The following is a 19,897-nucleotide window of genomic DNA, read 5'->3' as shown; positions in this document are numbered from 1 at the left end:
GCCCACTCCGCGAAGGAGGTGCCCCATGGCACAGAACACCGCCTCCGTCCGCGACACCGCGATCGTCGAGGTCGACGACGTCACGACAGCCTTCCCCTCGAGCGACGGCGGCACCCTCACGGTGCTCGACGAGGTGTCGCTGACCCTCCGAGAAGGCGAGATCGTGGCACTCCTCGGGAAGTCCGGGTCGGGGAAGTCCACCCTCCTGCGCACGGTCGCCGGTCTCATCGCCCCCACCAGCGGCGAGGTGCGCTACCGCGGCCGGCCGATCAACGGTGCGAACCCGGGCGTCGGGATGGTGTTCCAGTCGTTCGCGCTCATGCCGTGGCTGACCGTGCAGGGCAACGTCGAGCTGGGACTGGCCGCCCGCTCGGTGTCGGCCGCGGAGCGCCGTCAGCGCGCCCTCGACGCGATCGACCTGATCGGTCTCGACGGCTTCGAGTCGGCGTACCCGCGCGAGCTCTCCGGCGGCATGCGCCAGCGCGTGGGGATCGCGCGCGCCCTGGTGCTGCGCCCGGACGCGCTGCTCATGGACGAGCCCTTCTCGGCTCTCGACGTGCTCACCGCCGAGAACCTGCGCAACGAGGTGATGTCGCTGTGGGCGCAGCCCGACTTCCCGACGAAGTCGGTCTGCATCGTGACCCACAACATCGAGGAGGCGGTGCTCATGGCCGACCGCGTCCTCGTCCTCGGCTCGAACCCCGGGCACGTGCGCGCCGAGGTCGGGGTGCCGCTCCCCCGCCCGCGCGACCGGCGGCATCCGCTCTTCGCCCAGACCGTCGATCGGCTCTACGCCCTGCTGACCGGCACCGGCCCCGGTGCTCCCGGCACGGCGGCCGCGCCTGTCGCCGCCACTCCGCTCAGCGCGCCGCTGCCCGACGTGTCCGTGGGCGGGCTCGCCGGCCTCGTCGAGATCGTGCACTCGCACAACGGCCAGACCGACCTGCCCGACCTCGCCGACGAGCTGTCCTTCGAGGTCGACGACCTCCTTCCCCTCGTCGACGCGGCCGCCCTGCTCGGATTCATCGAGGTCGACGGGGCGCAGCTCTTCCTCACCGAGGACGGTCGCGCCTGGGGACGCGCGGACATCCAGGAGTCGAAGAAGCTGTTCGCACGCCTCAGCGCGGCCCACGCCCCGCTCGTGCGCACGATCCTCAAAGCGCTCGAGAACAGCGACGACGGCGCCCTGCGCGACGACTTCTTCCTCGACCTGCTGCGACGCGGCTTCTCGGGGGCGGACGCGCGGGTGCAGCTGGACATCGCGATCCAGTGGGGTCGCTACGCGGAGCTCTTCGACTACGACGCCGACTCGGGCGAGCTCGTGCTCGGCGAGGTCGCCGCCGCGTTCGGGGTGTGACCCCGACCGAGCGGCGCACCGCTGTTGCGGAGCCGGTTCAGAACTCGCCGTAGACGGCGAGCGTGTTCGCCGCGAGCTGTGCGCACAGCTCGTCGAGGTCGGTCTCGAGCGTCTCGGCCATGAACCGCACGGTCAGCGGCACGAGGTACGGGGCGTTCGGGCGACCGCGGTAGGGCGCGGGCGTGAGGAACGGGGCATCCGTCTCGACCAGGATGCGATCGCGCGGAGCCACGCGGAGGGCGTCGCGCAGGTTCTCGGCGTTCTTGAACGTGACGTTGCCCGCGAAGCTCAGCCAGTAGCCGCGGTCGCTCGCGACCCGCGCCATGTCGGCGTCGCCGGAGAAGCAGTGGAACACGGTCTTCTCCGGGGCGCCCACGCGGTCGAGGGTGTCGAAGACGGCCTGGTGCGCGTCGCGGTCGTGGATCTGCATGGCGATGCCGTGCCGCTTCGCGATCGCGATGTGCGCCTCGAAGCTCTCGATCTGGGCCGCGATGCCGTCCTCGCCGGTGCGGAAGAAGTCGAGTCCGGTCTCGCCGACCGCGCGCACCCGGGGCTGGGCGGCGAGGGTGTCGATGACCTCGATCGCCTCAGCAAGGCGTCCGGCGGCGGCGTACTCGGGCGCCTCGTTCGGGTGCAGGGCGACGGCGGCGAGCACCCGGCGGTCCTGCTCAGCAGCCCACGCGCACCACTGCGACGACTCGATGTCGCCGCCCACCTGCACGACGCCGGCGATGCCGACGGCCTCGGCCCGGTCGAGCTGCTCGCCGAGCGTCAGCGGGGAGTCGCCGTCGGCGATCTCGAGGTGCGTGTGGTTGTCGTAGACGGCGACGGCGAGGGGTTCCGGCGCGTCGGGATAGCGCAGGTCCTTGCGCCCGTCGGCCGTGCGCTCGCGCACGTACTGGCTGGGATCGCTCGGAACCTGCGCGTTCACGCGGTCTCGACCCGCGGGAAGAGAGGAGACAGCCCGTTGACAGATGTGCCGGGACGAAGGATGCCCCAGCTCCCCGCCGCCCGCAGCGGCTGGTCGACCAGGCGCCCCAGGCTCTCCGCGGCGCCGAGTGCGATCCAGAGCTTCTCTGTCGCGATCGGGGTGACCGGGCTCAGCAGCACGGCGAGGGCCCGCAGCCCCTCGGCCGCCGTGTAGAGCACGGTGCCGAGCCGCTCGCGGTCGCCGTCCTCCTTGGCGAGCACCCAGGGCTCGTTCTCGGTGATGTAGCCGTTGAGGGCGTCGACGATGGTCCAGATGGCGGCGATCGCCTCATCGATGCGGAACCGCTCGATGGCCGCATCGGCGTTCGCCGCGGCATCCGCCACGATCTTCTGGATCGCGAGATCGCCCTCCGCATACGCGGCCGGCGGCGGCACGATGCCCTCGACGTAGCGCTCGATCATCGCGATCGTGCGGGAGGCGAGGTTGCCGAAACCGTTGGCGAGCTCGGCCTGGTAGCGGGCGGAGAGGTCCTCCCACGAGAACGAGCCGTCCTGGCCGAACGCGATCGCCGACAGGAAGTAGAAGCGGTACGCGTCGGAGCCGAACGTGTCGGTGATCTCGGTCGGCGCGATGCCGGTGAGCTTCGACTTCGACATCTTCTCGCCGCCGACGAGCAGCCAGCCGTGCGCGAACACGCCGCGCGGAACCTCGAGACCCGCCGCGAGCAGCATCGCCGGCCAGATGACCGCGTGGAAGCGCAGGATGTCCTTGCCGACCACGTGGAACGCCGGCCACCGGCGCTCGAACTGGGTCTCGTCGGCGCCGTAGCCGACGGCGGTCGCGTAGTTCAGCAGCGCGTCGACCCACACGTAGATGACGTGGGTGTCGTCCCACGGCACCTTGATGCCCCAGTCGAACGCGGAGCGCGAGATCGACAGGTCCTTCAGGCCCGAGCGCACGAAGGAGATGACCTCGTTGCGCGCCGACTCGGGACGGATGAAGTCGGGGTTGTCCTTGTAGAGCTTCAGCAGGGGCTCGGTGAACTCGCTGAGCTTGAAGAAGTAGTTCTTCTCCTGCAGCAGCTCGAGCGGCTTGGAGTGGATCGCGCAGACCTTCAGACCCTCGAACGGACCGGTGCCGTCGACGATCTCGCTCTCGGGCTTGAACTCCTCGCAGCCCACGCAGTACAGCGCCTCGTACTCGCCGGCGTAGATGTAGCCGCGGTCGTAGATGGCCTGCACGAAACGCTTGACGCCCTCCTCATGCCGCTCCTGGGTGGTGCGGATGAAGTCGTCGTTCGAGACGTCCAGGGTCGTCAGCAGCGGGAACCACGCCTCGCCGACCAGCTTGTCGACCCACTCCTGCGGGGTGACGCCGTTGGCGGCCGCGGCGCGCAGCATCTTCTGCCCGTGCTCGTCGGTGCCCGTCAGCATCCAGGTGTCATCGCCCGCCTGGCGGTGCCAGCGGGCAAGGGTGTCCACCGCGACGGTCGTGTACCCGTGGCCGATGTGCGGCACATCGCTCGGGTAGTAGATCGGCGTCGTGATGTAGAAGGAGGAACCGGACGTCACCCATAGATTCTAGAAGGGCCGGATGCCCCTCCTCGCCGTTGTGACGGCCTCTTCAGCCGCGGCGCGCGAGGGCCGCTTGGTACAGGTCGCGGGAGGCGAGTCCCGTCTCGGCGGCGACGGCGGTCGCGGCATCCTTCAATCGGGTTCCCGCCCGGTCGAGCTCGACCACCCGCGCGACGGCGTCCTCGAGGGAGACGGAGACCGGCACCGCACCCGCGACCACCACGACGCACTCCCCGCGCACGCCCGCCTCCGCCCAGGCGGAGAGCTCGGCGAGGCCGCCGCGTACGACCTCCTCGTGCAGCTTCGTGAGCTCGCGGCACACGGCCGCGCGGCGGTCTCCGCCGAACGCCGCGCCCATGTCGGCGAGCGTCGCGGCCAGGCGGGTCGGCGCCTCGAAGAACACCATCGTGCGACGCTCGCCGGCGAGCGCGCCGAACGCCGACGCCCGCTCCCCGCTCTTTCGCGGCACGAAGCCTTCGAAGGTGAACCGATCGGTCGGGAGGCCGGCGAGCGCGAGGGCGGTGACGACGGCGGACGGACCGGGGATGACGGTGATCTCGACGCCCTGTGCGACGGCCTCGGCGACCACGGCGTAGCCCGGGTCACTCACTGTCGGCATACCCGCGTCGCTGAGCAGCACGACCTCTCGGGTCGCGGCGAGCGCCGCGACCTCGGCGGCCTTCTGCTTCTCGTTGTGGTCGTGCACCGCGATCAGCCGCGGGCGGTTCTCGATGCCGAGGCCGGCGAGCAGGCGCTGGGCGGTGCGGGTGTCCTCTGCGCAGATGACCTCGGCGGCCTCGAGCACTTCTCGCAGCCGCGTCGACGCGTCGCCGAGGTTGCCGATCGGAGTCGCCGCGAGCTTCAACACCGCCCCAGCATAGGCTGGTGCCCGTGAGCCGCACCGCGCCGCCCCTCCTCGAGAACGCACCCCTCTCCCGCTACGACCGGTGGGCGATGCGCGTGCGGGCCGATGCCGCCCTGCAGCGTCGGATCTCGTGGCTGGCGCCGCTGCTGGTGACCCTCCTCGCGGCCGTGCTGCGCTTCTGGAACCTGCAGAACCCGCACGCGATCGTCTTCGACGAGACCTACTACGTCAAGGACGCATGGAGCCAGTGGAACCTGGGCTACCCCGCCAACTGGCCCGCCAACGCGAACGGCGCGTTCGAGCAGGGCGTGACCGACGACTACGAGACGTCCGGCAGCTTCGTCGTGCATCCTCCGCTCGGCAAGTGGATCATCGGACTCGGCATGTGGATCTTCGGCCCGGCGTCGTCGTTCGGCTGGCGATTCTCGGTCGCGCTGCTCGGCACGGCCACCGTGCTGCTGGTCTACCTCGTCACGAAGGCGCTCACCCGGTCGGTGGCCGCGGCCACGATCGCGTCGCTGCTGATGGCGATCGACGGGCTCGCGATCGTGATGAGCCGGGTGGCGCTCCTCGACGGCATCCTCACGTTCTTCGTGATCCTCGCGTTCTGGTTCGTCCTCCTCGACCGCGCGTGGTGCGATCGCCGGTTGGGGGCCCGCGATCCCGACCGGCCGAGCGCGTGGGGCCGGCTGCTGTGGAACCGCCCGTGGCTGCTCGCGGCCGGTGCCGCAGCGGGCGCGGCGACGGCCGTGAAGTGGTCGGGGCTGTACGTCATCGCCGCGCTCGGTGTCTACGTGGTCATCTCCGACGCCGTCGCCCGGTGGCGTCTCGGCATCCGGATGTGGCACCTGGACGCCGTGCGGCAGGGGCTCTGGTCTGCGGTGCTGATGCTGCCTGTCGCCCTCGTCGTCTACGTCGTCTCGTGGACGGGGTGGCTCGTGACCGCCGGCGGCTACGACCGGCAGTACTCGGGCGCGCCGCCTGCGGGGCTCGCCGCCCTCCTGCCGCAGCCGCTGCAGAACCTGTGGGTCTACCACGGCGCGATGTACGGCTTCAACGTGAACCTGCACACCCCGCACAGCTATCAGAGCCCGGCCTGGGAGTGGCCGCTGCTCATCCGCCCCACCTCGATGTACTGGGAGCAGGGGGCGAACGGCGTGCAGGCGATCTCGAGCATCCCGAACCCGCTCATCTGGTGGGCGGGAATCGCCGCCGCGATCTATCTGCTGGTGCGGTTCGTTCGGAGACCGGATGCGGCGGCGGGCTTCGTGCTCGTCGGGATCATCGCGACGTATGTGCCGTGGCTGCTCTACCCCGACCGCACGATCTTCCAGTTCTACACGATCGTGATGCTGCCCTTCCTCGTCATCGCGGTCGCCCTGGCCGCGCGCGACATCGCGGGCGGTCCGGATGCCTCTCCCGCCCGGCGACGCTCGGGGCAGGGCGTGGTCCTCGTCTTCCTCGGGGTCGCCGTCGTGCTGTCGGCCTTCTGGTACCCGGTGTGGACGGCCATGCCGGTGCCCTACGACTTCTGGCGCCTGCACAACTGGATGCAGAGCTGGATCTGACCCGGCACGGATGAACCCGCGGGGCTCGACGCGGGTGGATCGGATGCCGCGGCGCGACCGTCAGGCGACGGCGCCGTCGGCCGCGTCGTCTTCGCGGAGCGAGAGCACCTCGTCGGCACCGTTCTCCACGGCGACGGGGATGGCGACAGGGCGCCCGCCCGTGAACGCGTCGTGCTCGCGCGCCAGAACGGCCTCGATCTCGGTGCGGGACCTCGCCGGGTGGCGGGCGAGGAGTCGATCGACGCTGCCCGCGTAGGAGGTGAGCTCGTAACCGTCCACGACGAACGGCAGCTCGGAATCGGGGGTCACGCTGTCATCCTCCCAGCCCGCCTGTCGCGGGTCGAATGTCCGTCGGGTAGGAAACTGGATTGGCTACACGCCTCGTGAACGACCCGCGGGCCGCGTTCTCAGCGTCGGGCGCCCGCGTGGGCTCCCGGCTGCACCTGATCGACCGCCGCCTGCAGGCGGGCGAGCGTGTCGAGCACCACGAGGGTGTCGTCGGGGCTGAGGTCGATGACCGCGTCGAGCATGCGGTCGTGCATGTCACCGAGGGTGCGACGCACCTCGTCGTCGCTCTCCGCGGTCGGCACGACGTAGATGCTGCGGCGATCACTCTCATGGCGTTCCCGCCGCACATGGTTCGAGCGCTCGAGTCGGTCGATGATCGCGGTGACCGCGGCGGTCGAGGTGCCGAGGTAGCGGGACAGCTCACCGGGCGAGACCGAACGACCCTCCTGCTGGGCCTTGAGCAGGTAGCGCAGCACGAGCAGGTCGTTCTCGCCCATCGACATCGCGTCGCGCGTGCGACGACGCATGGCGACCTCGGCGGCGCGGTAGAGACGGAACGCCTGCAGCAGGTGGACGGCCCGCGCGCGACGCGCGTCCTCCGTGTCGGCGTACCAGTACCCGCTGTCGTCGAACTCGCTGGAGGGCATGCTCCGATGATAGAGGCGAGGGATGCGTCTCACCCGGCGACGCGCATCTCGCGTGGCGCGTCGTCGTGCGGCGCGAGCTGGTTCATGGTGCGCAGGTGCTTGCGCTCGAGGTACGACGCCGCCTCGGCCTCCGGCATCACCGTCAGAGTGCCGGTCGAGTCCTCGCTCTCGCCCATCGCCTGGATCCAGAGCCGGTTGAGGGAGGGCATCCTGCTGCCGGCCGCGATGAACTGCAGCGGGATGGCCGGCGACACCCAGAGATTGCGCCGAGATCCGAGGCCGGGTTCATCCACCGGCATGCTCACCATGAACGATTCCCCACGTCTCAGACGGGTGGCGACGGCGAGTCGCAGGTGCTCGAGGGTGCGGTCGTCGACCTGGATGCCGCCCCCGTTGCCGTAGAACATGGTGCCCATGAGTCATCCTTTCGTTCGCTGGCTGAGTATCTCACTAGATTAGCTAAATCAGCAAACCATCGCGGGTAGACTGCTCCGCGAGGAGGCGGCGACGTGAGCGCGTACACGACGGACCCCGAGCGACTGCTGCGCTCGCTCGCGGGTATGCAGCGCGCACTCGGCGACGCGGAGCGCGACGTGCGGCGGCGCCTCGGGCTCGGCGGCCGCGACCTCGATCTCGTGCGGCTGCTGCTCGACGCGGAGGAGGTGCGGCACGCTGTCACCCCGAGCGAGGTGGCCCGCACCCTCGACGCATCGAGCGCGGCAGCGACGGCCATCATCGACCGGCTCGAGAACACCGGGCTGCTCCGCCGCGCGGCGCATCCGAGCGACCGGCGCAGCATCGTGCTGGAACCCACCATTCCCGCCGACTCTCCCGTGCGAAAGGTGTTGCGCGCCGCGCACGAGCACCAGCTCGAGGCCGCGGCCAGCCTCTCGGACGTCGAGCGCGACGCCCTCGCCCGCGCACTCGACGGCTTCGTCGCTGCACTGAACGAAGGCGTGGTCGACGACGACGACCCCGCCGGCGGCGGGCGTCCCCGCCGGTAGGATGTGACGGCCATGCCCCCCGCGCAGCCCGTCATCGTCTACCCGGCCGAGCTGCCCGTCAGCGCCGCGCGGGACGAGATCGCAACAGCGATCCGCGACCACCAGGTCGTCATCGTCGCGGGCGCGACCGGTTCCGGCAAGACCACCCAGCTGCCGAAGATCTGCCTCGAGCTCGGCCGCGAGAGCATCGCCCACACGCAGCCCCGCCGGCTCGCGGCGCGGACGATCGCCGAACGCATCGCGCAGGAGCTGCGGGTCGAGGTCGGCGGTCTCGTCGGATACAAGGTGCGCTTCACCGACCAGGTGACCGATGACACCCGCATCGCGCTCGTCACCGACGGCATCCTGCTCAACGAGATCCACCGCGACCGGCTGCTGCGCCGCTACGACACGATCATCATCGACGAGGCGCACGAGCGCTCGCTCAACATCGACTTCCTGCTCGGCTACCTGCGGCGCATCCTCCCGCAGCGTCCCGACCTGAAGGTCATCGTGACGTCGGCGACGATCGACCCCGAGAGCTTCGCGCGTCATTTCTCGGATGCCACGGGCTCCCCCGCGCCCGTCATCGAGGTGTCCGGCCGCACCTACCCGGTCGAGGTGCGGTACCGCCCTCTCGTCGCGGAACTCCCCGACGATGCGGACGATGCCGACGACGAGGATGCGGCCTCTCCCCCCGGCGACGCCGACGAGGTGTCCGCGATCGTGGCGGCACTGCGCGAGCTCGATGCCGAGCCCCGCGGCGACGTGCTCGTGTTCCTCCCCGGCGAGGCGGAGATCCGCGATGCGGCCGATGCCGTGCGCGCCGCCTTCGCGAGCGACCGCTCGCCGACCGAGGTGCTGCCGCTGTACGGGCGTCTGTCGGCGGCGGAGCAGCACCGGGTGTTCGAGCCGTCGACCGTCGCAGGACTCCGACGCCGCGTCATCCTCTCGACCAACGTCGCCGAGACGAGCCTCACCGTTCCGGGCATCCGCTACGTCGTCGACACCGGCACCGCCCGCATCTCGCGCTACAGCGCCCGCTCGAAGGTGCAGCGGCTGCCGATCGAGGCGATCTCGCAGGCGTCGGCGCAGCAGCGCTCGGGCCGCGCGGGCCGCACGGCGCCGGGCGTCGCCATCCGGCTCTACGCGGAGGCCGACTTCGACCGTCGGCCCGAGTTCACCGAACCCGAGGTGCTGCGCACCTCGCTCGCGTCGGTCGTGCTGCAGATGCTGGCGCTCGGCTTCGGCGACATCGCCGAGTTCCCGTTCCTCACCCCGCCGGACTCCCGCGGGGTCACGGCGGCGGTCGACCTGCTCGTCGAGCTCGGTGCCGTGACCCGGTCCCGCGACGGCATCCGTCTCACGAAGGTCGGCACCCGGCTCTCCCGCCTCCCGATCGACCCGCGCTTCGCCCGCATGCTCATCGAGGCGGAGCGCACCGGCGTCGTCGCCGACGTGCTGCCGATCGTCGCGGGCCTGTCGATCCAGGATGTCCGCGAACGCCCCGAGGAGCGCCGCGAGGAGGCAGACCGGCAGCACGCCCGCTTCACCGACCCGACGAGCGACTTCCTCACGCTCCTGAACCTCTGGCGCCACCTGCGGGCCCAGCAGTCCGCGCTCGGCTCGAGCGCGTTCCGCCGCGCGTGCCGGGCCGAGTTCCTGAACTACGTGCGGGTGCGCGAGTGGTTCGACGTGCACCGGCAGCTGAGCGCGCAGATCGGCGGGACGCACAGGACGACGGATGCCGCGGCCGACCCGGTGGCTGTGCACACGGCCATCCTCGCGGGGCTCCTGTCCCACATCGGCATCCGCGACGACCGGCTCGCCGGCTCCGCACCGCCGAAGGGACGCCGCCCGGCGGCCGAGTACCGCGGGGCGCGGGGGGCGCGCTTCGCGATCTTCCCCGGCTCGGGCGTGAGGGCCAAGGCTCCCGACGCGGTCATGGCGGCCGAGCTGGTCGAGACGAGCAGGCTGTACGCCCGCACGGCCGCGGCGATCGATCCCGCCTGGGCGGAGGCCCTCGCGGGCGACCTCGCGAAACGTCAGCTCAGCGACCCGCACTGGTCGAAGGACGCCGGCGCCGCCGTCGCAGCCGAGAAGGTGACGCTGTTCGGGGTCGAGATCATCCCGCGCCGCCGGGTGCAGCTGGCCCGGTTCGATCGGGACCTCGCCCGGGAGCTCTTCGTGCGGCACGCGCTCGTCGAGGAGGACTGGGACCCGACACGCCTGGGCAAGACGCTCACCGCCTTCGCTCGACGCAACCTCGACCTGCGACGCCGACTCGAGAAGGTCGAAGAGCGCGAGCGTCGACGCGACATCCTCGCCGGCGACGAGGCGGTGTTCGCGTTCTACGACGCCCGCATCCCGCGCGACGTGTTCGACCTGCGCTCGTTCGAGACGTGGTGGAAGGATGCCGCGTCCCGCACGCCGCACCTGCTCGACCTGCGCGAGGACGACCTGCTCGACGGGTCGGGCACGGCCGCCGCCGGCGACTTCCCCGCGCGGTGGACGCAGGGCGACCAGGTGCTGCAGCTCGCCTACCGCTTCGAGCCGGGGGCTCCCGACGACGGCGTGACGGCGATCGTGCCACTCGCCCTGCTCGCCTCGCTCCAGCCCGCGGGCTTCGACTGGCAGGTGCCCGGGATGCGCGACGAGCTGATCGCGGCCCTCATCCGTGCCCTCCCCAAGGTCATCCGCCGCCACGTCGTGCCGGCCGCCGACTTCGCCGCGCGGTTCGCCGAGGAGATCGCCGCCGACGCCCCCGAACACCACGACGGACTCCCGGCGCGCTCCCTCGCCGAGGCGCTCGCCGACCGCATCCGACGCGTCGCCAGCCAGCCGGTGTCGGGCGCCGACTTCGAGCTCGACCGCGTGCCCGCCCACCTCGCCGTGTCGTTCCGCGTCGTCGACGATCGCGGCCGCGCGGTCGGCAGCGGACGCGACCTCGCCGACCTGCAGTCCCGCCTCGCCGACCGCGCGCGCTCCTCGGTCGCGCGATCCCTCGCGCGCGGGCCGCAGGCCGCGGCATCCGCACCCGTTCCCGGACCCCGCCAGACGGGGCCCGTCGCGGGCGGCTTCGTCGAACGCGCCGGTCTCACCGACTTCGACCTCGACGTCCTGCCCGAGCTCGTCGACAGCCGGGTCGCCGGTGGCACGGTGCGCGGCTACCCCGCGCTCGTCGATGAGGGCGAGAGCGTGGCGCTGCGCATCCAGGCGACCGCGGAGGCCGCCGCCCGCGCCACGCGTGACGGTGTGCGGCGCCTGCTGCTGCTCGCCGTGCCTTCCCCCGCCGCCTACGTGCTCGAGCACCTCACCGCCACCGAGAAGCTCGCCCTTGCCGCATCGCCCTACCCGAGCGCCCGGGCGCTCGTCGAGGATGCCCGCGGCGCCGTCGCCGACGCCGTGATCGCGCGGCACCCCGGCGGCATCCGCACCCGCGAGGCCTTCACCGCCGCGCGCGACGCGTTCTCGTCCGAGGTGACCGATGCGCTGTTCGCCGCCGTCTCGCTCACCGCGCGCATCCTGGTGCTCGCGCGCGACGTGGAGCGGGCGCTCAAGGCGCAGACGTCGATCACCCTCATCGCCCCGCTCGCCGATGTGCGCGGCCAGCTGGCCGGCCTCGTGCACCCCGGGTTCGTCTCGGCGACCGGCCTCGACCGTCTCGCCCACCTCCCCCGCTACCTCCAGGGGTCTCTCGACCGCCTCGCCGCCCTCGGCGACAATCCCGGCCGCGACCGGCAGCGCCAGACCGAGTTCGAGCGCGCGGCAACCGCATACGCCGAGGCGGGCGGGACGCTACCGCTGCCGCCCGGTGCGCCGGCCCCGCTCGTGCGGGCGCGGTGGCTGCTCGAGGAGCTGCGGGTGAGCCTGTTCGCCCAGCGCCTCGGCACGGCCGAGTCGGTCTCTCTCCCGCGCATCGTCAAAGCCCTCGCCGGCGACTCCTGACACGCGCGGACACACGAAGGTGCGGCACAAAGATCGAGCCGCGACAATGAGCGCATGACGCTCCCCGAACGCTCGCTCGCGACGGCCCAGGTGCAGGCGGGCTACGACCCGCGCACCGAGGTGCACACCGCCGTGCCGCCGATCTACCAGTCCGCCGCGTTCGCGTTCTCCTCGCTCGCCGAAGCGCGTGACCTGTTTGCACTGCGCAAGAACGGCGACATCTACTCGCGCGCTGCAAACCCCACCGTGCTCGTGCTCGAGGAGCGCATCGCAGCTCTCGAGGGCGGCATCGCTGCCGCAGGCGTCGCCTCGGGACAGGCCGCGGTCGCTCTCTCCCTCCTCGCCCTCGTGCACCAGGGACAGCACATCGTCGCCGCCAGCCAGCTCTACGGCGGCACCGTCGACCTGCTGCACGACACGTTCCCCGACTGGGGCATCGAGGTGACGTTCGTCGACCAGGACGACATCGACGCCTGGCGCGCGGCCATCCGTCCGACGACGCGCGTGCTGTTCGCGGAGTCGGTCGCGAACCCCCTCGCCCAGGTGCTGCGGGTGAGCGAGGTCGCCGAGGTCGCCCACGCGGCGGGGCTTCCGCTCGTGATCGACAACACCGTGGCGACCCCGGCCCTGCAGCGCCCGAAGGAATTCGGCGCCGACATCGTCGTGCACTCGGCGACGAAGTTCCTCGGCGGTCACGGCTCGACCCTCGGCGGCGTGATCGTCGACCTCGGCACGTTCGACTTCACGGCGCACCCCGAGCGCTGGCCGCAGCTGACCGCGCCCTACGCGGGCACCGGCGGCGACAGCCTCGTCGAACGGTTCGGCGAGCGGGGGTCGCCTTTCATCGCACTGATCAAGACGAAGTACGTGCACGACCTCGGTCCGACGCTGTCGGCGGCGAGCGCGTTCCAGCTGCTGCAGGGCGTCGAGACCCTCGACCTGAGGCTCGGCCGGCACAGCGAGAGCGCCGAGAAGGTCGCGTCCGCCCTCGCCGACCACCCACGCATCGCGAAGGTGCACCATCCATCGCTCCCCGACAGCCCGTGGCACGCGGCGGCCCTCGCGTACCTTCCGCGGGGTGCGGCATCCGTGTTCTCCGTCGACCTCGTCTCGACCGGGGACGCCGACGGCGACTTCGCCCTCGTCGAGCAGTTCGTCGAGCGGCTGCGGCTGCTGCGGCTCGTCGCGAACATCGGCGACGCGCGCAGCATGGTCGCCCACCCGGCGTCCATGACCCACAGCCACCTGACGCCCGATCAGCGAGCCGCGGCGGGCATCTCCGAGACCACCGTGCGACTGTCGATCGGCCTCGAGGATCCCGACGAGATCATCGCCGACCTGGTGCAGGCGCTCGGCTGAGACCCGACCGCCGCGGCGACCCGGGCCCGGCCGGGCGGCCGCGCAGCCTCCGGTGCGATCCCGCCGCCGGCTTCGACGTCAGCTCGCGCGCAGCAGGTCGCGGTAGAACTCGATCCCGCGCAGCCAGACCTGCACGCGGATGCGCTCGTCGGGAGCGTGCAGGCAGTCGCGCTCCGCGCGCGTCAGGTGGAACGGCGTGAACCGGTAGACGTGCTCGCTGATCGCGGTGAAGAACCGCGAGTCGCTCGCCCCCAACTGCACGTACGGGGTCGCCAGCACGTCGTCACCGAGAGCCGACCGGACGGCGGCCGAGAGACGCTGCCACGGCTCACCGCGCCACGGCGAGACCGGCGACGGGTTCGACGCGCGGAACACCTCGACCTCGACCCGGTCGTCGCGCACGGCGCGCCGCACGTGCCGGGTGACTCCCTCGACCGTGTCGCCCGGGAGAAGGCGGATGTTGACGACCGCTCTGGCGCGCGTGGCGAGCACGTTCTCGCCCGTCGCCCCGCTCAGCTCGGTGACGACGGCCGTGGTGCGAACCAGCGCGTTCGTCTCGGGGCCGAGGAGTGCCAGCGCCCGGGAAAGCACGGGCCCCGTCCACCCGAGCGAGCGGAACACGGCGGCGAGCGCCGGCGGCGCCGCCTGCGCGGCCGTGGCGAACATCGCGCGCACGGGCGGGGTGATGCGAGTGCGGAACGGGGTTCGGCGCAGACGATCGATCGCGCGCGCGAGCCGAGCGGTCGCGGGCATCCGCGTCGGTGTGGAGGCGTGCCCGCCGGCCTCGGCGACGGTGAGCGTGAGGGTCATGACGCCGCGCTCGGCGACGCCGATCATCGCGGTCGGCCGCGTGACGCCCGGCAGCACGCCCTCGACGACGGCGCCGCCCTCGTCGAGCACCAGGCCGGGCCGCACGCCGCGTTCGTCGAGCACGGCGACGATCGCGCCGGCGCCGTCGCCCGCGGTCTCCTCGTTGTGCCCGAAGGCGAGGTAGACGTCTCGCGCGGGCGAGAATCCGTCGGCAAGCAGGGCCTCGACGGCCTCGAGGATCGCGACCAGCGCCCCCTTGTCGTCGATCGCGCCACGCGCACGGATCGTCTCGTCCTCGCCCTCGCCGAACACCGTCGGAGAGAAGGGCGGGGTCGTCCACTCGGCGGGGTCTGCGGGCACGACGTCCTGGTGCGCCATGAGAACGAGCGGGGCGCCGGAGCTGAGTCCCGGCCAGCGGATCAGCAGCGCGTGGCCGGCGACCAGCTCCACCTCGAGTCGTTCGTGCACGAGAGGGTAGAGCTTGACGAGTGCGGAGCGGAACGTCGCGAAGACCCCCCAGTCGACGTTCTCCTCGTCGACCGACGACACGGTCGGGATGCGCAGCAGCTCGATGAACCTGTCGATCGCAGTGGTCACCCCCCGAGCCTACGACCGCGCGCCAGAGGATGCCGCAGGGCTACGCTCGACGCATGAGCGGGCTTCGATGGGGCATCCTCGCGACCGGTGGGATCGCGACATCCTTCACCTCCGACCTTCGGCACGCGGGCCTGGACGTCGCGGCTGTGGGCTCGCGCTCGGCCGAGTCGTCGGCGCGGTTCGCCGAGCGGTTCGAGATCCCGCGGGCGCACGGGTCTTATGAGGAGCTGGTCGCAGACCCGGACGTCGACATCGTCTATGTCGCGACGCCGCATCCGCTGCACGCCGAGAACGCCCTCGCGGCGATCGCGCACGGCAAGCACGTGCTGGTGGAGAAGGCGTTCACCCAGGATGCCGCGCAGGCGGCGGCCGTGCGCGACGCGGCGCGCTCGGCGGGCGTGCTCGCGATGGAAGCCATGTGGACCCGCTATCTGCCCCACATGGCCTGGGTGCGCGAGCTCGTGCGCGGCGGCCGGCTGGGTGAGGTGCGCACGGTGACGGCCGACCACACGCAGTCGCTGCCGACCGATCCGTCGCACCGCATCAACGCGCTCGCGCTCGGCGGGGGCGCCCTGCTCGACCTCGGCATCTACCCGATCTCGTTCGCGTGGGATCTGCTGGGCGCACCGGAATCCCTCGTCGCCCGCGGACGCCTCGGCGAGACGGGCGCCGACACCGAGGTCGCCACGATCTCGACCCACGCCGGCGGCGCGATCGCGACGACGCTGTCGTCGTCGCGGGCCGCCGGCCCGAACGTCGCGCACGTCATCGGCACCGATGCCCGCATCGACATCGACCACGTCTGGTACACGCCGACGACCGCGCGCCTCACCCTCCCCGACGGAACGGTCGCCGAGACGTGGGAGAACCGCGTCACGGGGCGCGGCATGCAGTACCAGGCACTGGCCGCCGAGCGCATCATCGCGGACGGCGGGCGCGACAGCGATCTGCTGCCGATCGACGAGACGGTGGCGATCATGGCGGCGCTCGATGACATCCGCTCGCAGCTCGGCGTGAGCTACCCCGGGGAGAGCTGATGCCCGACTCCACGACGCCCCGCGTGGCGGTGTACCTCGACTTCGACAACATCGTCATCAGCTGGTACGACCGGGTGCACGGCCGCGGCTCGTACAGCCGCGACCGCACCCGCATCGCCGAGGGCACGGGCGACACCGAGGTCGCCGAACGTCTCGCCGCCGCCACCGTCGACATCGGCGCGATCATCGACTATGCGACGTCCTTCGGCACGCTGGTGCTCGTGCGCGCCTACGCCGACTGGTCCGCCCCGGTGAACGCCGAGTATCGCTCGCAGCTCGTCGCGCGCGCGGTCGATCTCGTGCAGCTGTTCCCCGCGGCCGCCTACGGCAAGAACGGCGCCGACATCCGGCTCGCGGTCGACGCCGTCGAGGACATGTTCCGCCTGCCCGACCTCACCCACGTCGTGATCGCGGCGGGCGACTCGGACTATGTGCCGCTCGCGCAGCGCTGCAAGCGCCTGGGACGCTTCGTGGTCGGCGTCGGGGTGGCGGGATCGACCGCGAAGTCTCTGGCCGCCGCGTGCGACCGCTTCGACTCGTACGACTCGCTTCCGGGGGTCGCGGCTCCCGAGCAGAAGAAGGATGCCGCTCCCTCACGCCCGCGCGCCCGCAAGCGCCAGGTCGACCCGGCCGCCGAGCTGCTCGAACGCGCGCTGCGCCTCGAGAACGACAAGGACCCGTCGCAGTGGCAGCACGCGTCGGCCGTGAAGGCGCTGCTGCTGCGCCTCGACCCGTCGTTCAGCGAGAAGGCGCTCGGACACCGCAGCTTCAGCGAGTTCGTGTTGGCGCATCCGGAGATCGCGGAACTCGACGAGACCGACAACATCGTGCGTATCCGGTTGGTCGACGCGAAGCGCTGATCCGCCCCCGAGCGCCGGCCGCTCGGCCGATGGGTGCGGCGCCCCCGTTCACCCGCGGCGCGTCGCCCACAGCGCCCAGACCACGAGGACCGGCTGGAAGAGAAGTCGGATGAACCGCTTCGCGTCGGTGTCGAGCCCGAACGCGCTGCGCTGGTTGGCGAACTGGGCGAGGTTGCCGGGGAACACGGCCACGAAGAAGGCGGCGAGCACCGCGCCCACGAGTCCGCGTCGGCGCCGGGCCGCGAGCACGGCGGTGCCGAGGGCGATCTCGACCACGCCCGATGCGAGCACGATCTGATCCTCGTCGAGCGGAGACAGCTCGGCGATCGTCTCGGGCACCTGGGCTCGGAAGTCCGACCGCAGGAACGTGAGGTGGGAGACGCCGGCGACGACCATCGCGACGCCGAGGAGCCATCGGGCTGCAACGCGCATGACCCCATTCCACTGCGGCGAGCGGCCGATGTCGAGGGGTCGATGAGAGAACTCTCATCCAGGGGACGGCGACACGCGGCATCCGGTCTTGAAACCTGAATTGACTTTCAGGTAACTTCGGGCCGCGACATCCGTCGCACCTGCGCCTACAAGGAGGTATCAGCGCATGGCATCTGCCGCATCCCCCGCAGAACCGAAGACCAGCGGACTACGCAAGGTCGTCACCGCATCGATGGCGGGCACCGTCGCCGAGTGGTACGAGTTCTTCCTCTACGCCACCGCCGCGACGATCGTGTTCAACGTCGTCATGTTCCCGCCGTCGAACGACCCGTACGCGGGCATCATCTCCGCCTTCGTGACCTACGCGATCGGCTTCATCGCCCGCCCTCTCGGCGGCATCGTCTTCGGACACTTCGGCGACAAGTACGGCCGCAAGAAGCTGCTGCAGCTCGCGATCATCCTCGTCGGCGTCACGACGTTCCTGATGGGATGCCTCCCCACCTTCGAGCAGGTCGGCTACCTCGCTCCCGCGCTGCTGGTGATCCTGCGATTCCTGCAGGGCTTCGCCGTCGGCGGCGAATGGGGCGGCGGCGTGCTGCTCGTCGCCGAGCACTCCCCCGACCGTCGCCGCGGCTTCTGGGCGTCGTTCCCCCAGGCGGCCGTGCCGATCGGCAATCTGCTCGCCACGATCGTGCTGCTGGTGCTCAGCCGCACGCTCACGCCCGAGGCGTTCCTCGGCTGGGGCTGGCGCGTCTCGTTCTGGCTGTCGGTCGTGATCGTCGCGATCGGGTACTACGTGCGCACCCGCGTCGACGACGCTCCCATCTTCGTGCAGGCGCGTGAGGCGGCAGCGGCCGATGACACGCGATACGGCGTGTTCGAGGTGCTGCGTCGGTACCCCCGTGGCGTCCTGACCGCGATGGGCCTGCGCTTCGCGGAGAACATCATGTACTACCTCGTCGTGACCTTCTCGATCACCTACCTCAAGGTGGCGCTCGGCATGGACACGGCCGAGATCCTCACCCTGCTGGTCGTCGCCCACATCGTGCACACGATCGTCATCCCGATCGTGGGAGGACTGTCGGATCGCATCGGCCGCAAGCCCGTCTACGCGATCGGCGCCGTGTTCGCGATCGCGTGGGGATTCATCGCGTTCCCGATGTTCGACACGCGCGACCCGTTCGTCATCGTGCTCGCGATCTGCCTCGGTCTCGTCATCCACTCGTTCATGTACGCCCCGCAGCCCGCGATCATGGCGGAGCTCTTCCCCACGCGCATGCGCTACTCGGGGGTGTCGCTCGGCTACCAGGTCACCTCGATCGTCGCGGGGTCGCTCGCACCGATCATCGCGACCGCGCTGCTGACGTCGTTCGGCTCGCCCCTGCCGGTGGCGATCTACCTCGGTATCGCCGCGATCGTGACGCTCGTGACCGTGCTCACGATGCGGGAGACCCGCGGCACCTCGCTCCACGAGCTCGACCGCATCGACGCTGCGCGGCGGGCGGCGGCACCCGCGGCGGGCGCGCGGGTCTGAGAACGGGGTGAGGGGGCGGATGCCGCGGCATCCGCCCCCTCACCCCGTCACGCGTCTGCCAGCCATCGCCCCGCGCGATCGATGAGCGCCGCGAACTCATGGGGAGCGTCGGTCGGGGTGATCGCACGCAGCACCACCTCGTCCAGCGCCTCGCGATAGGCCCTCACCCGCCCCGGCGCATCGGCCGAGTCGGGTGCGAGGACGGTGTCGTGGGCGCGGAACCCGAGCCGGGCGAAGTTCTCGGCGTATCCCGGCGCCTGGTCGTACCGGGATGCCTCGTCGTCGAGCCGGGCGCGGGCGGCCGGCTCGAGCGCCCACCGCACGTAGAGCGCGACGTGCGCGTCGGGCGCGATCTCGTGCAGCGCAGCGGTCTGATCCGCCGCGGCTCGTGGCGTGAGCCAGTTGAGCAGCACGCCGTCGGAGGCGGTCACGGCGAGCCGCCGCATCCGTGGTCCCAGCGCGCCGACGAGCACGGGCACCCCGGCTTCGCGCAACTCGCCGATCGCCGCGGCGACCTGCGCGAGCGCACCCTCGCGCAGGCGTCCCGAGCCGATCCCCACCGTGAGGCGGCCGGAGGCACCGGCGATCTGCGTCGCCCGCTCGGCAAGGCCGCGAGCGGGAACCCGGTCGATGGGCACGACGCCGGTCGCGAGCCCGATGCTGCTCGTGCGCTCGGCGGCCGCAGCCAGGCCCGCCAGCGCGTCGCCGCCGGGGGTGTCGTTCACCCAGAGGCGCGCGAAGCCGGCGGCTTCCGCGCGCACCGCGATGTCCGCGATGCGCGCAGCGCCAAGGGCACCTGCGACGCCCAGGGAGAGGTCTCCATGTCGAGTCGTCATGGGGGAAGCTTGCCTCACGCCGGTCACGGCGCGGGCCGTGCGCCCGATATCCTGTCGGAAGTCCCATCCCCCCGAAGGAGACCCATGTTCATCGTGGCGCTGCTGCTGTTCCTGCTCGGCATGTTCTGCTTCGGTATCGCGTTCGCGGTGCCGGGCCTGCAGGCCATCATCTTCTTCGGTGGCATCCTGCTGGTGTCGGCAGCGATCGCACTCCCGATCCACGCCCGCGCCAAGTAGGCCCAGCGCGGGTCTTCCGGCCGGCTCAGGCGCT

At 71.5% G+C, this 19,897-nt stretch carries 18 protein-coding genes; 9 read left to right on the top strand and 9 right to left on the bottom strand.

Annotation, left to right across the window (positions count from 1 at the left end; genetic code table 11):
- Positions 1-25 precede the first annotated feature (25 nt).
- Complete coding sequence (locus BGO15_RS03695; RefSeq protein WP_056210142.1) at positions 26-1,357, top strand: ABC transporter ATP-binding protein; 1,332 nt, start codon at positions 26-28, stop codon at positions 1,355-1,357.
- Between the two features lie 37 nt (positions 1,358-1,394).
- On the opposite strand, the gene BGO15_RS03690 is transcribed toward BGO15_RS03695, so the two are convergent.
- From BGO15_RS03690 to rsmI, 3 genes are read right to left on the bottom strand one after another with little or no spacing between them, the layout of a single operon-like run.
- Positions 1,395-2,288, bottom strand: coding sequence for a TatD family hydrolase (locus BGO15_RS03690; protein WP_056210144.1), 894 nt, complete (start codon positions 2,286-2,288; stop codon positions 1,395-1,397).
- The gene (metG, locus tag BGO15_RS03685) at positions 2,285-3,859 is read right to left on the bottom strand and encodes a methionine--tRNA ligase (protein WP_056210147.1); all 1,575 of its coding nucleotides are present in this window, start codon (positions 3,857-3,859) and stop codon (positions 2,285-2,287) included. Before metG ends, BGO15_RS03690 begins: the two co-directional genes overlap by 4 nt.
- Before the next feature lie 52 nt (positions 3,860-3,911).
- Positions 3,912-4,730: a 16S rRNA (cytidine(1402)-2'-O)-methyltransferase gene (gene rsmI, locus BGO15_RS03680; RefSeq protein ID WP_056210149.1), complete on the bottom strand. Its 819-nt coding sequence runs from the start codon at positions 4,728-4,730 to the stop codon at positions 3,912-3,914.
- Between the two features lie 23 nt (positions 4,731-4,753).
- Here rsmI and BGO15_RS03675 point away from each other — a divergent pair, with 23 nt between their 5' ends.
- Positions 4,754-6,295 carry a dolichyl-phosphate-mannose--protein mannosyltransferase gene (locus tag BGO15_RS03675; RefSeq protein ID WP_045248638.1) on the top strand — a complete coding sequence of 514 codons (1,542 nt, stop codon included), beginning with the start codon at positions 4,754-4,756 and terminating at the stop codon, positions 6,293-6,295.
- A 60-nt stretch (positions 6,296-6,355) separates the two neighbouring features.
- Here BGO15_RS03675 and BGO15_RS03670 read toward each other — a convergent pair whose 3' ends face one another.
- The 3 genes from BGO15_RS03670 to BGO15_RS03660 form a co-directional block, all read right to left on the bottom strand.
- The gene (locus BGO15_RS03670; RefSeq protein WP_056210151.1) at positions 6,356-6,604 is read right to left on the bottom strand and encodes a three-helix bundle dimerization domain-containing protein; all 249 of its coding nucleotides are present in this window, start codon (positions 6,602-6,604) and stop codon (positions 6,356-6,358) included.
- A gap of 98 nt (positions 6,605-6,702) precedes the next feature.
- Positions 6,703-7,230 carry a MarR family winged helix-turn-helix transcriptional regulator gene (locus tag BGO15_RS03665; RefSeq protein ID WP_056210153.1) on the bottom strand — a complete coding sequence of 176 codons (528 nt, stop codon included), beginning with the start codon at positions 7,228-7,230 and terminating at the stop codon, positions 6,703-6,705.
- Positions 7,231-7,259: 29 nt separating this feature from the next.
- Entirely contained in the window at positions 7,260-7,646 is a 387-nt protein-coding gene (locus BGO15_RS03660) for a DUF7882 family protein (RefSeq protein WP_048808811.1), read from the bottom strand.
- A 93-nt stretch (positions 7,647-7,739) separates the two neighbouring features.
- Between BGO15_RS03660 and BGO15_RS03655 the strand changes: the two genes are divergently transcribed.
- Genes BGO15_RS03655 through BGO15_RS03645 form a run of 3 tightly spaced genes read left to right on the top strand, consistent with a single transcriptional unit; the run spans position 7,740 to position 13,520 of the window.
- The gene (locus tag BGO15_RS03655; RefSeq protein WP_056210155.1) at positions 7,740-8,234 is read left to right on the top strand and encodes a MarR family transcriptional regulator; all 495 of its coding nucleotides are present in this window, start codon (positions 7,740-7,742) and stop codon (positions 8,232-8,234) included.
- Between the two features lie 12 nt (positions 8,235-8,246).
- A complete protein-coding gene (gene hrpA, locus BGO15_RS03650; protein ID WP_056210157.1) occupies positions 8,247-12,161 on the top strand; it encodes an ATP-dependent RNA helicase HrpA in 3,915 nt (1,304 codons plus the stop codon).
- 54 nt (positions 12,162-12,215) lie between these two features.
- Positions 12,216-13,520 carry an O-acetylhomoserine aminocarboxypropyltransferase/cysteine synthase family protein gene (locus BGO15_RS03645; RefSeq protein WP_056210159.1) on the top strand — a complete coding sequence of 435 codons (1,305 nt, stop codon included), beginning with the start codon at positions 12,216-12,218 and terminating at the stop codon, positions 13,518-13,520.
- 78 nt (positions 13,521-13,598) lie between these two features.
- Here BGO15_RS03645 and BGO15_RS03640 read toward each other — a convergent pair whose 3' ends face one another.
- A complete protein-coding gene (locus BGO15_RS03640) occupies positions 13,599-14,927 on the bottom strand; it encodes a M20/M25/M40 family metallo-hydrolase (RefSeq protein WP_056519128.1) in 1,329 nt (442 codons plus the stop codon).
- Positions 14,928-14,980: 53 nt separating this feature from the next.
- Here BGO15_RS03640 and BGO15_RS03635 point away from each other — a divergent pair, with 53 nt between their 5' ends.
- Together BGO15_RS03635 and BGO15_RS03630 are read left to right on the top strand one after the other, a co-directional pair.
- Positions 14,981-15,964, top strand: coding sequence for a Gfo/Idh/MocA family protein (locus BGO15_RS03635; protein WP_056210160.1), 984 nt, complete (start codon positions 14,981-14,983; stop codon positions 15,962-15,964).
- Entirely contained in the window at positions 15,964-16,824 is an 861-nt protein-coding gene (locus tag BGO15_RS03630; protein WP_056210163.1) for an NYN domain-containing protein, read from the top strand. The genes BGO15_RS03635 and BGO15_RS03630 overlap by 1 nt, the downstream gene beginning before the upstream one ends.
- 48 nt (positions 16,825-16,872) lie before the next feature.
- Here the strand turns inward: BGO15_RS03630 and BGO15_RS03625 are convergent, their stop codons facing one another.
- On the bottom strand, positions 16,873-17,256 hold the full coding sequence (locus BGO15_RS03625) for a DoxX family protein (RefSeq protein WP_045248630.1): 384 nt from the start codon (positions 17,254-17,256) through the stop codon (positions 16,873-16,875).
- A 166-nt stretch (positions 17,257-17,422) separates the two neighbouring features.
- On the opposite strand from BGO15_RS03625, the gene BGO15_RS03620 reads away from it, so the two are divergent.
- Positions 17,423-18,790 (top strand): MFS transporter, encoded by a 1,368-nt coding sequence (locus BGO15_RS03620; protein WP_056210165.1) that lies wholly within the window; start codon positions 17,423-17,425, stop codon positions 18,788-18,790.
- Positions 18,791-18,837: 47 nt separating this feature from the next.
- Here BGO15_RS03620 and BGO15_RS03615 read toward each other — a convergent pair whose 3' ends face one another.
- A complete protein-coding gene (locus BGO15_RS03615) occupies positions 18,838-19,626 on the bottom strand; it encodes an LLM class flavin-dependent oxidoreductase (RefSeq protein WP_056210167.1) in 789 nt (262 codons plus the stop codon).
- 84 nt (positions 19,627-19,710) lie between these two features.
- Here BGO15_RS03615 and BGO15_RS03610 point away from each other — a divergent pair, with 84 nt between their 5' ends.
- Positions 19,711-19,863 (top strand): hypothetical protein, encoded by a 153-nt coding sequence (locus BGO15_RS03610; RefSeq protein WP_048808808.1) that lies wholly within the window; start codon positions 19,711-19,713, stop codon positions 19,861-19,863.
- The last annotated feature ends 34 nt before the right edge of the window (positions 19,864-19,897 follow it).

Source organism: Microbacterium sp. 71-23, from assembly GCF_001897265.1.
GTDB lineage: Bacteria > Actinomycetota > Actinomycetes > Actinomycetales > Microbacteriaceae > Microbacterium > Microbacterium ginsengisoli.
Note: the sequence above shows the minus strand (reverse complement) of the source record. Positions and strands in the feature narration are given on the sequence as shown.

Bases quoted from the DNA above. Each gene is read 5' to 3' on its own strand.
- BGO15_RS03645 (WP_056210159.1), top strand. From the start codon at position 12,216: ATGACGCTCCCCGAACGCTCGCTCGCGACGGCCCAGGTGCAGGCGGGC.
- BGO15_RS03635 (WP_056210160.1), top strand. From the start codon at position 14,981: ATGAGCGGGCTTCGATGGGGCATCCTCGCGACCGGTGGGATCGCGACA.
- BGO15_RS03630 (WP_056210163.1), top strand. From the start codon at position 15,964: ATGCCCGACTCCACGACGCCCCGCGTGGCGGTGTACCTCGACTTCGAC.
- BGO15_RS03695 (WP_056210142.1), top strand. From the start codon at position 26: ATGGCACAGAACACCGCCTCCGTCCGCGACACCGCGATCGTCGAGGTC.
- BGO15_RS03620 (WP_056210165.1), top strand. From the start codon at position 17,423: ATGGCATCTGCCGCATCCCCCGCAGAACCGAAGACCAGCGGACTACGC.
- hrpA (WP_056210157.1), top strand. From the start codon at position 8,247: ATGCCCCCCGCGCAGCCCGTCATCGTCTACCCGGCCGAGCTGCCCGTC.
- BGO15_RS03665 (WP_056210153.1), bottom strand. From the start codon at position 7,230: ATGCCCTCCAGCGAGTTCGACGACAGCGGGTACTGGTACGCCGACACG.
- BGO15_RS03615 (WP_056210167.1), bottom strand. From the start codon at position 19,626: ATGACGACTCGACATGGAGACCTCTCCCTGGGCGTCGCAGGTGCCCTT.
- BGO15_RS03610 (WP_048808808.1), top strand. From the start codon at position 19,711: ATGTTCATCGTGGCGCTGCTGCTGTTCCTGCTCGGCATGTTCTGCTTC.
- BGO15_RS03625 (WP_045248630.1), bottom strand. From the start codon at position 17,256: ATGCGCGTTGCAGCCCGATGGCTCCTCGGCGTCGCGATGGTCGTCGCC.
- BGO15_RS03660 (WP_048808811.1), bottom strand. From the start codon at position 7,646: ATGGGCACCATGTTCTACGGCAACGGGGGCGGCATCCAGGTCGACGAC.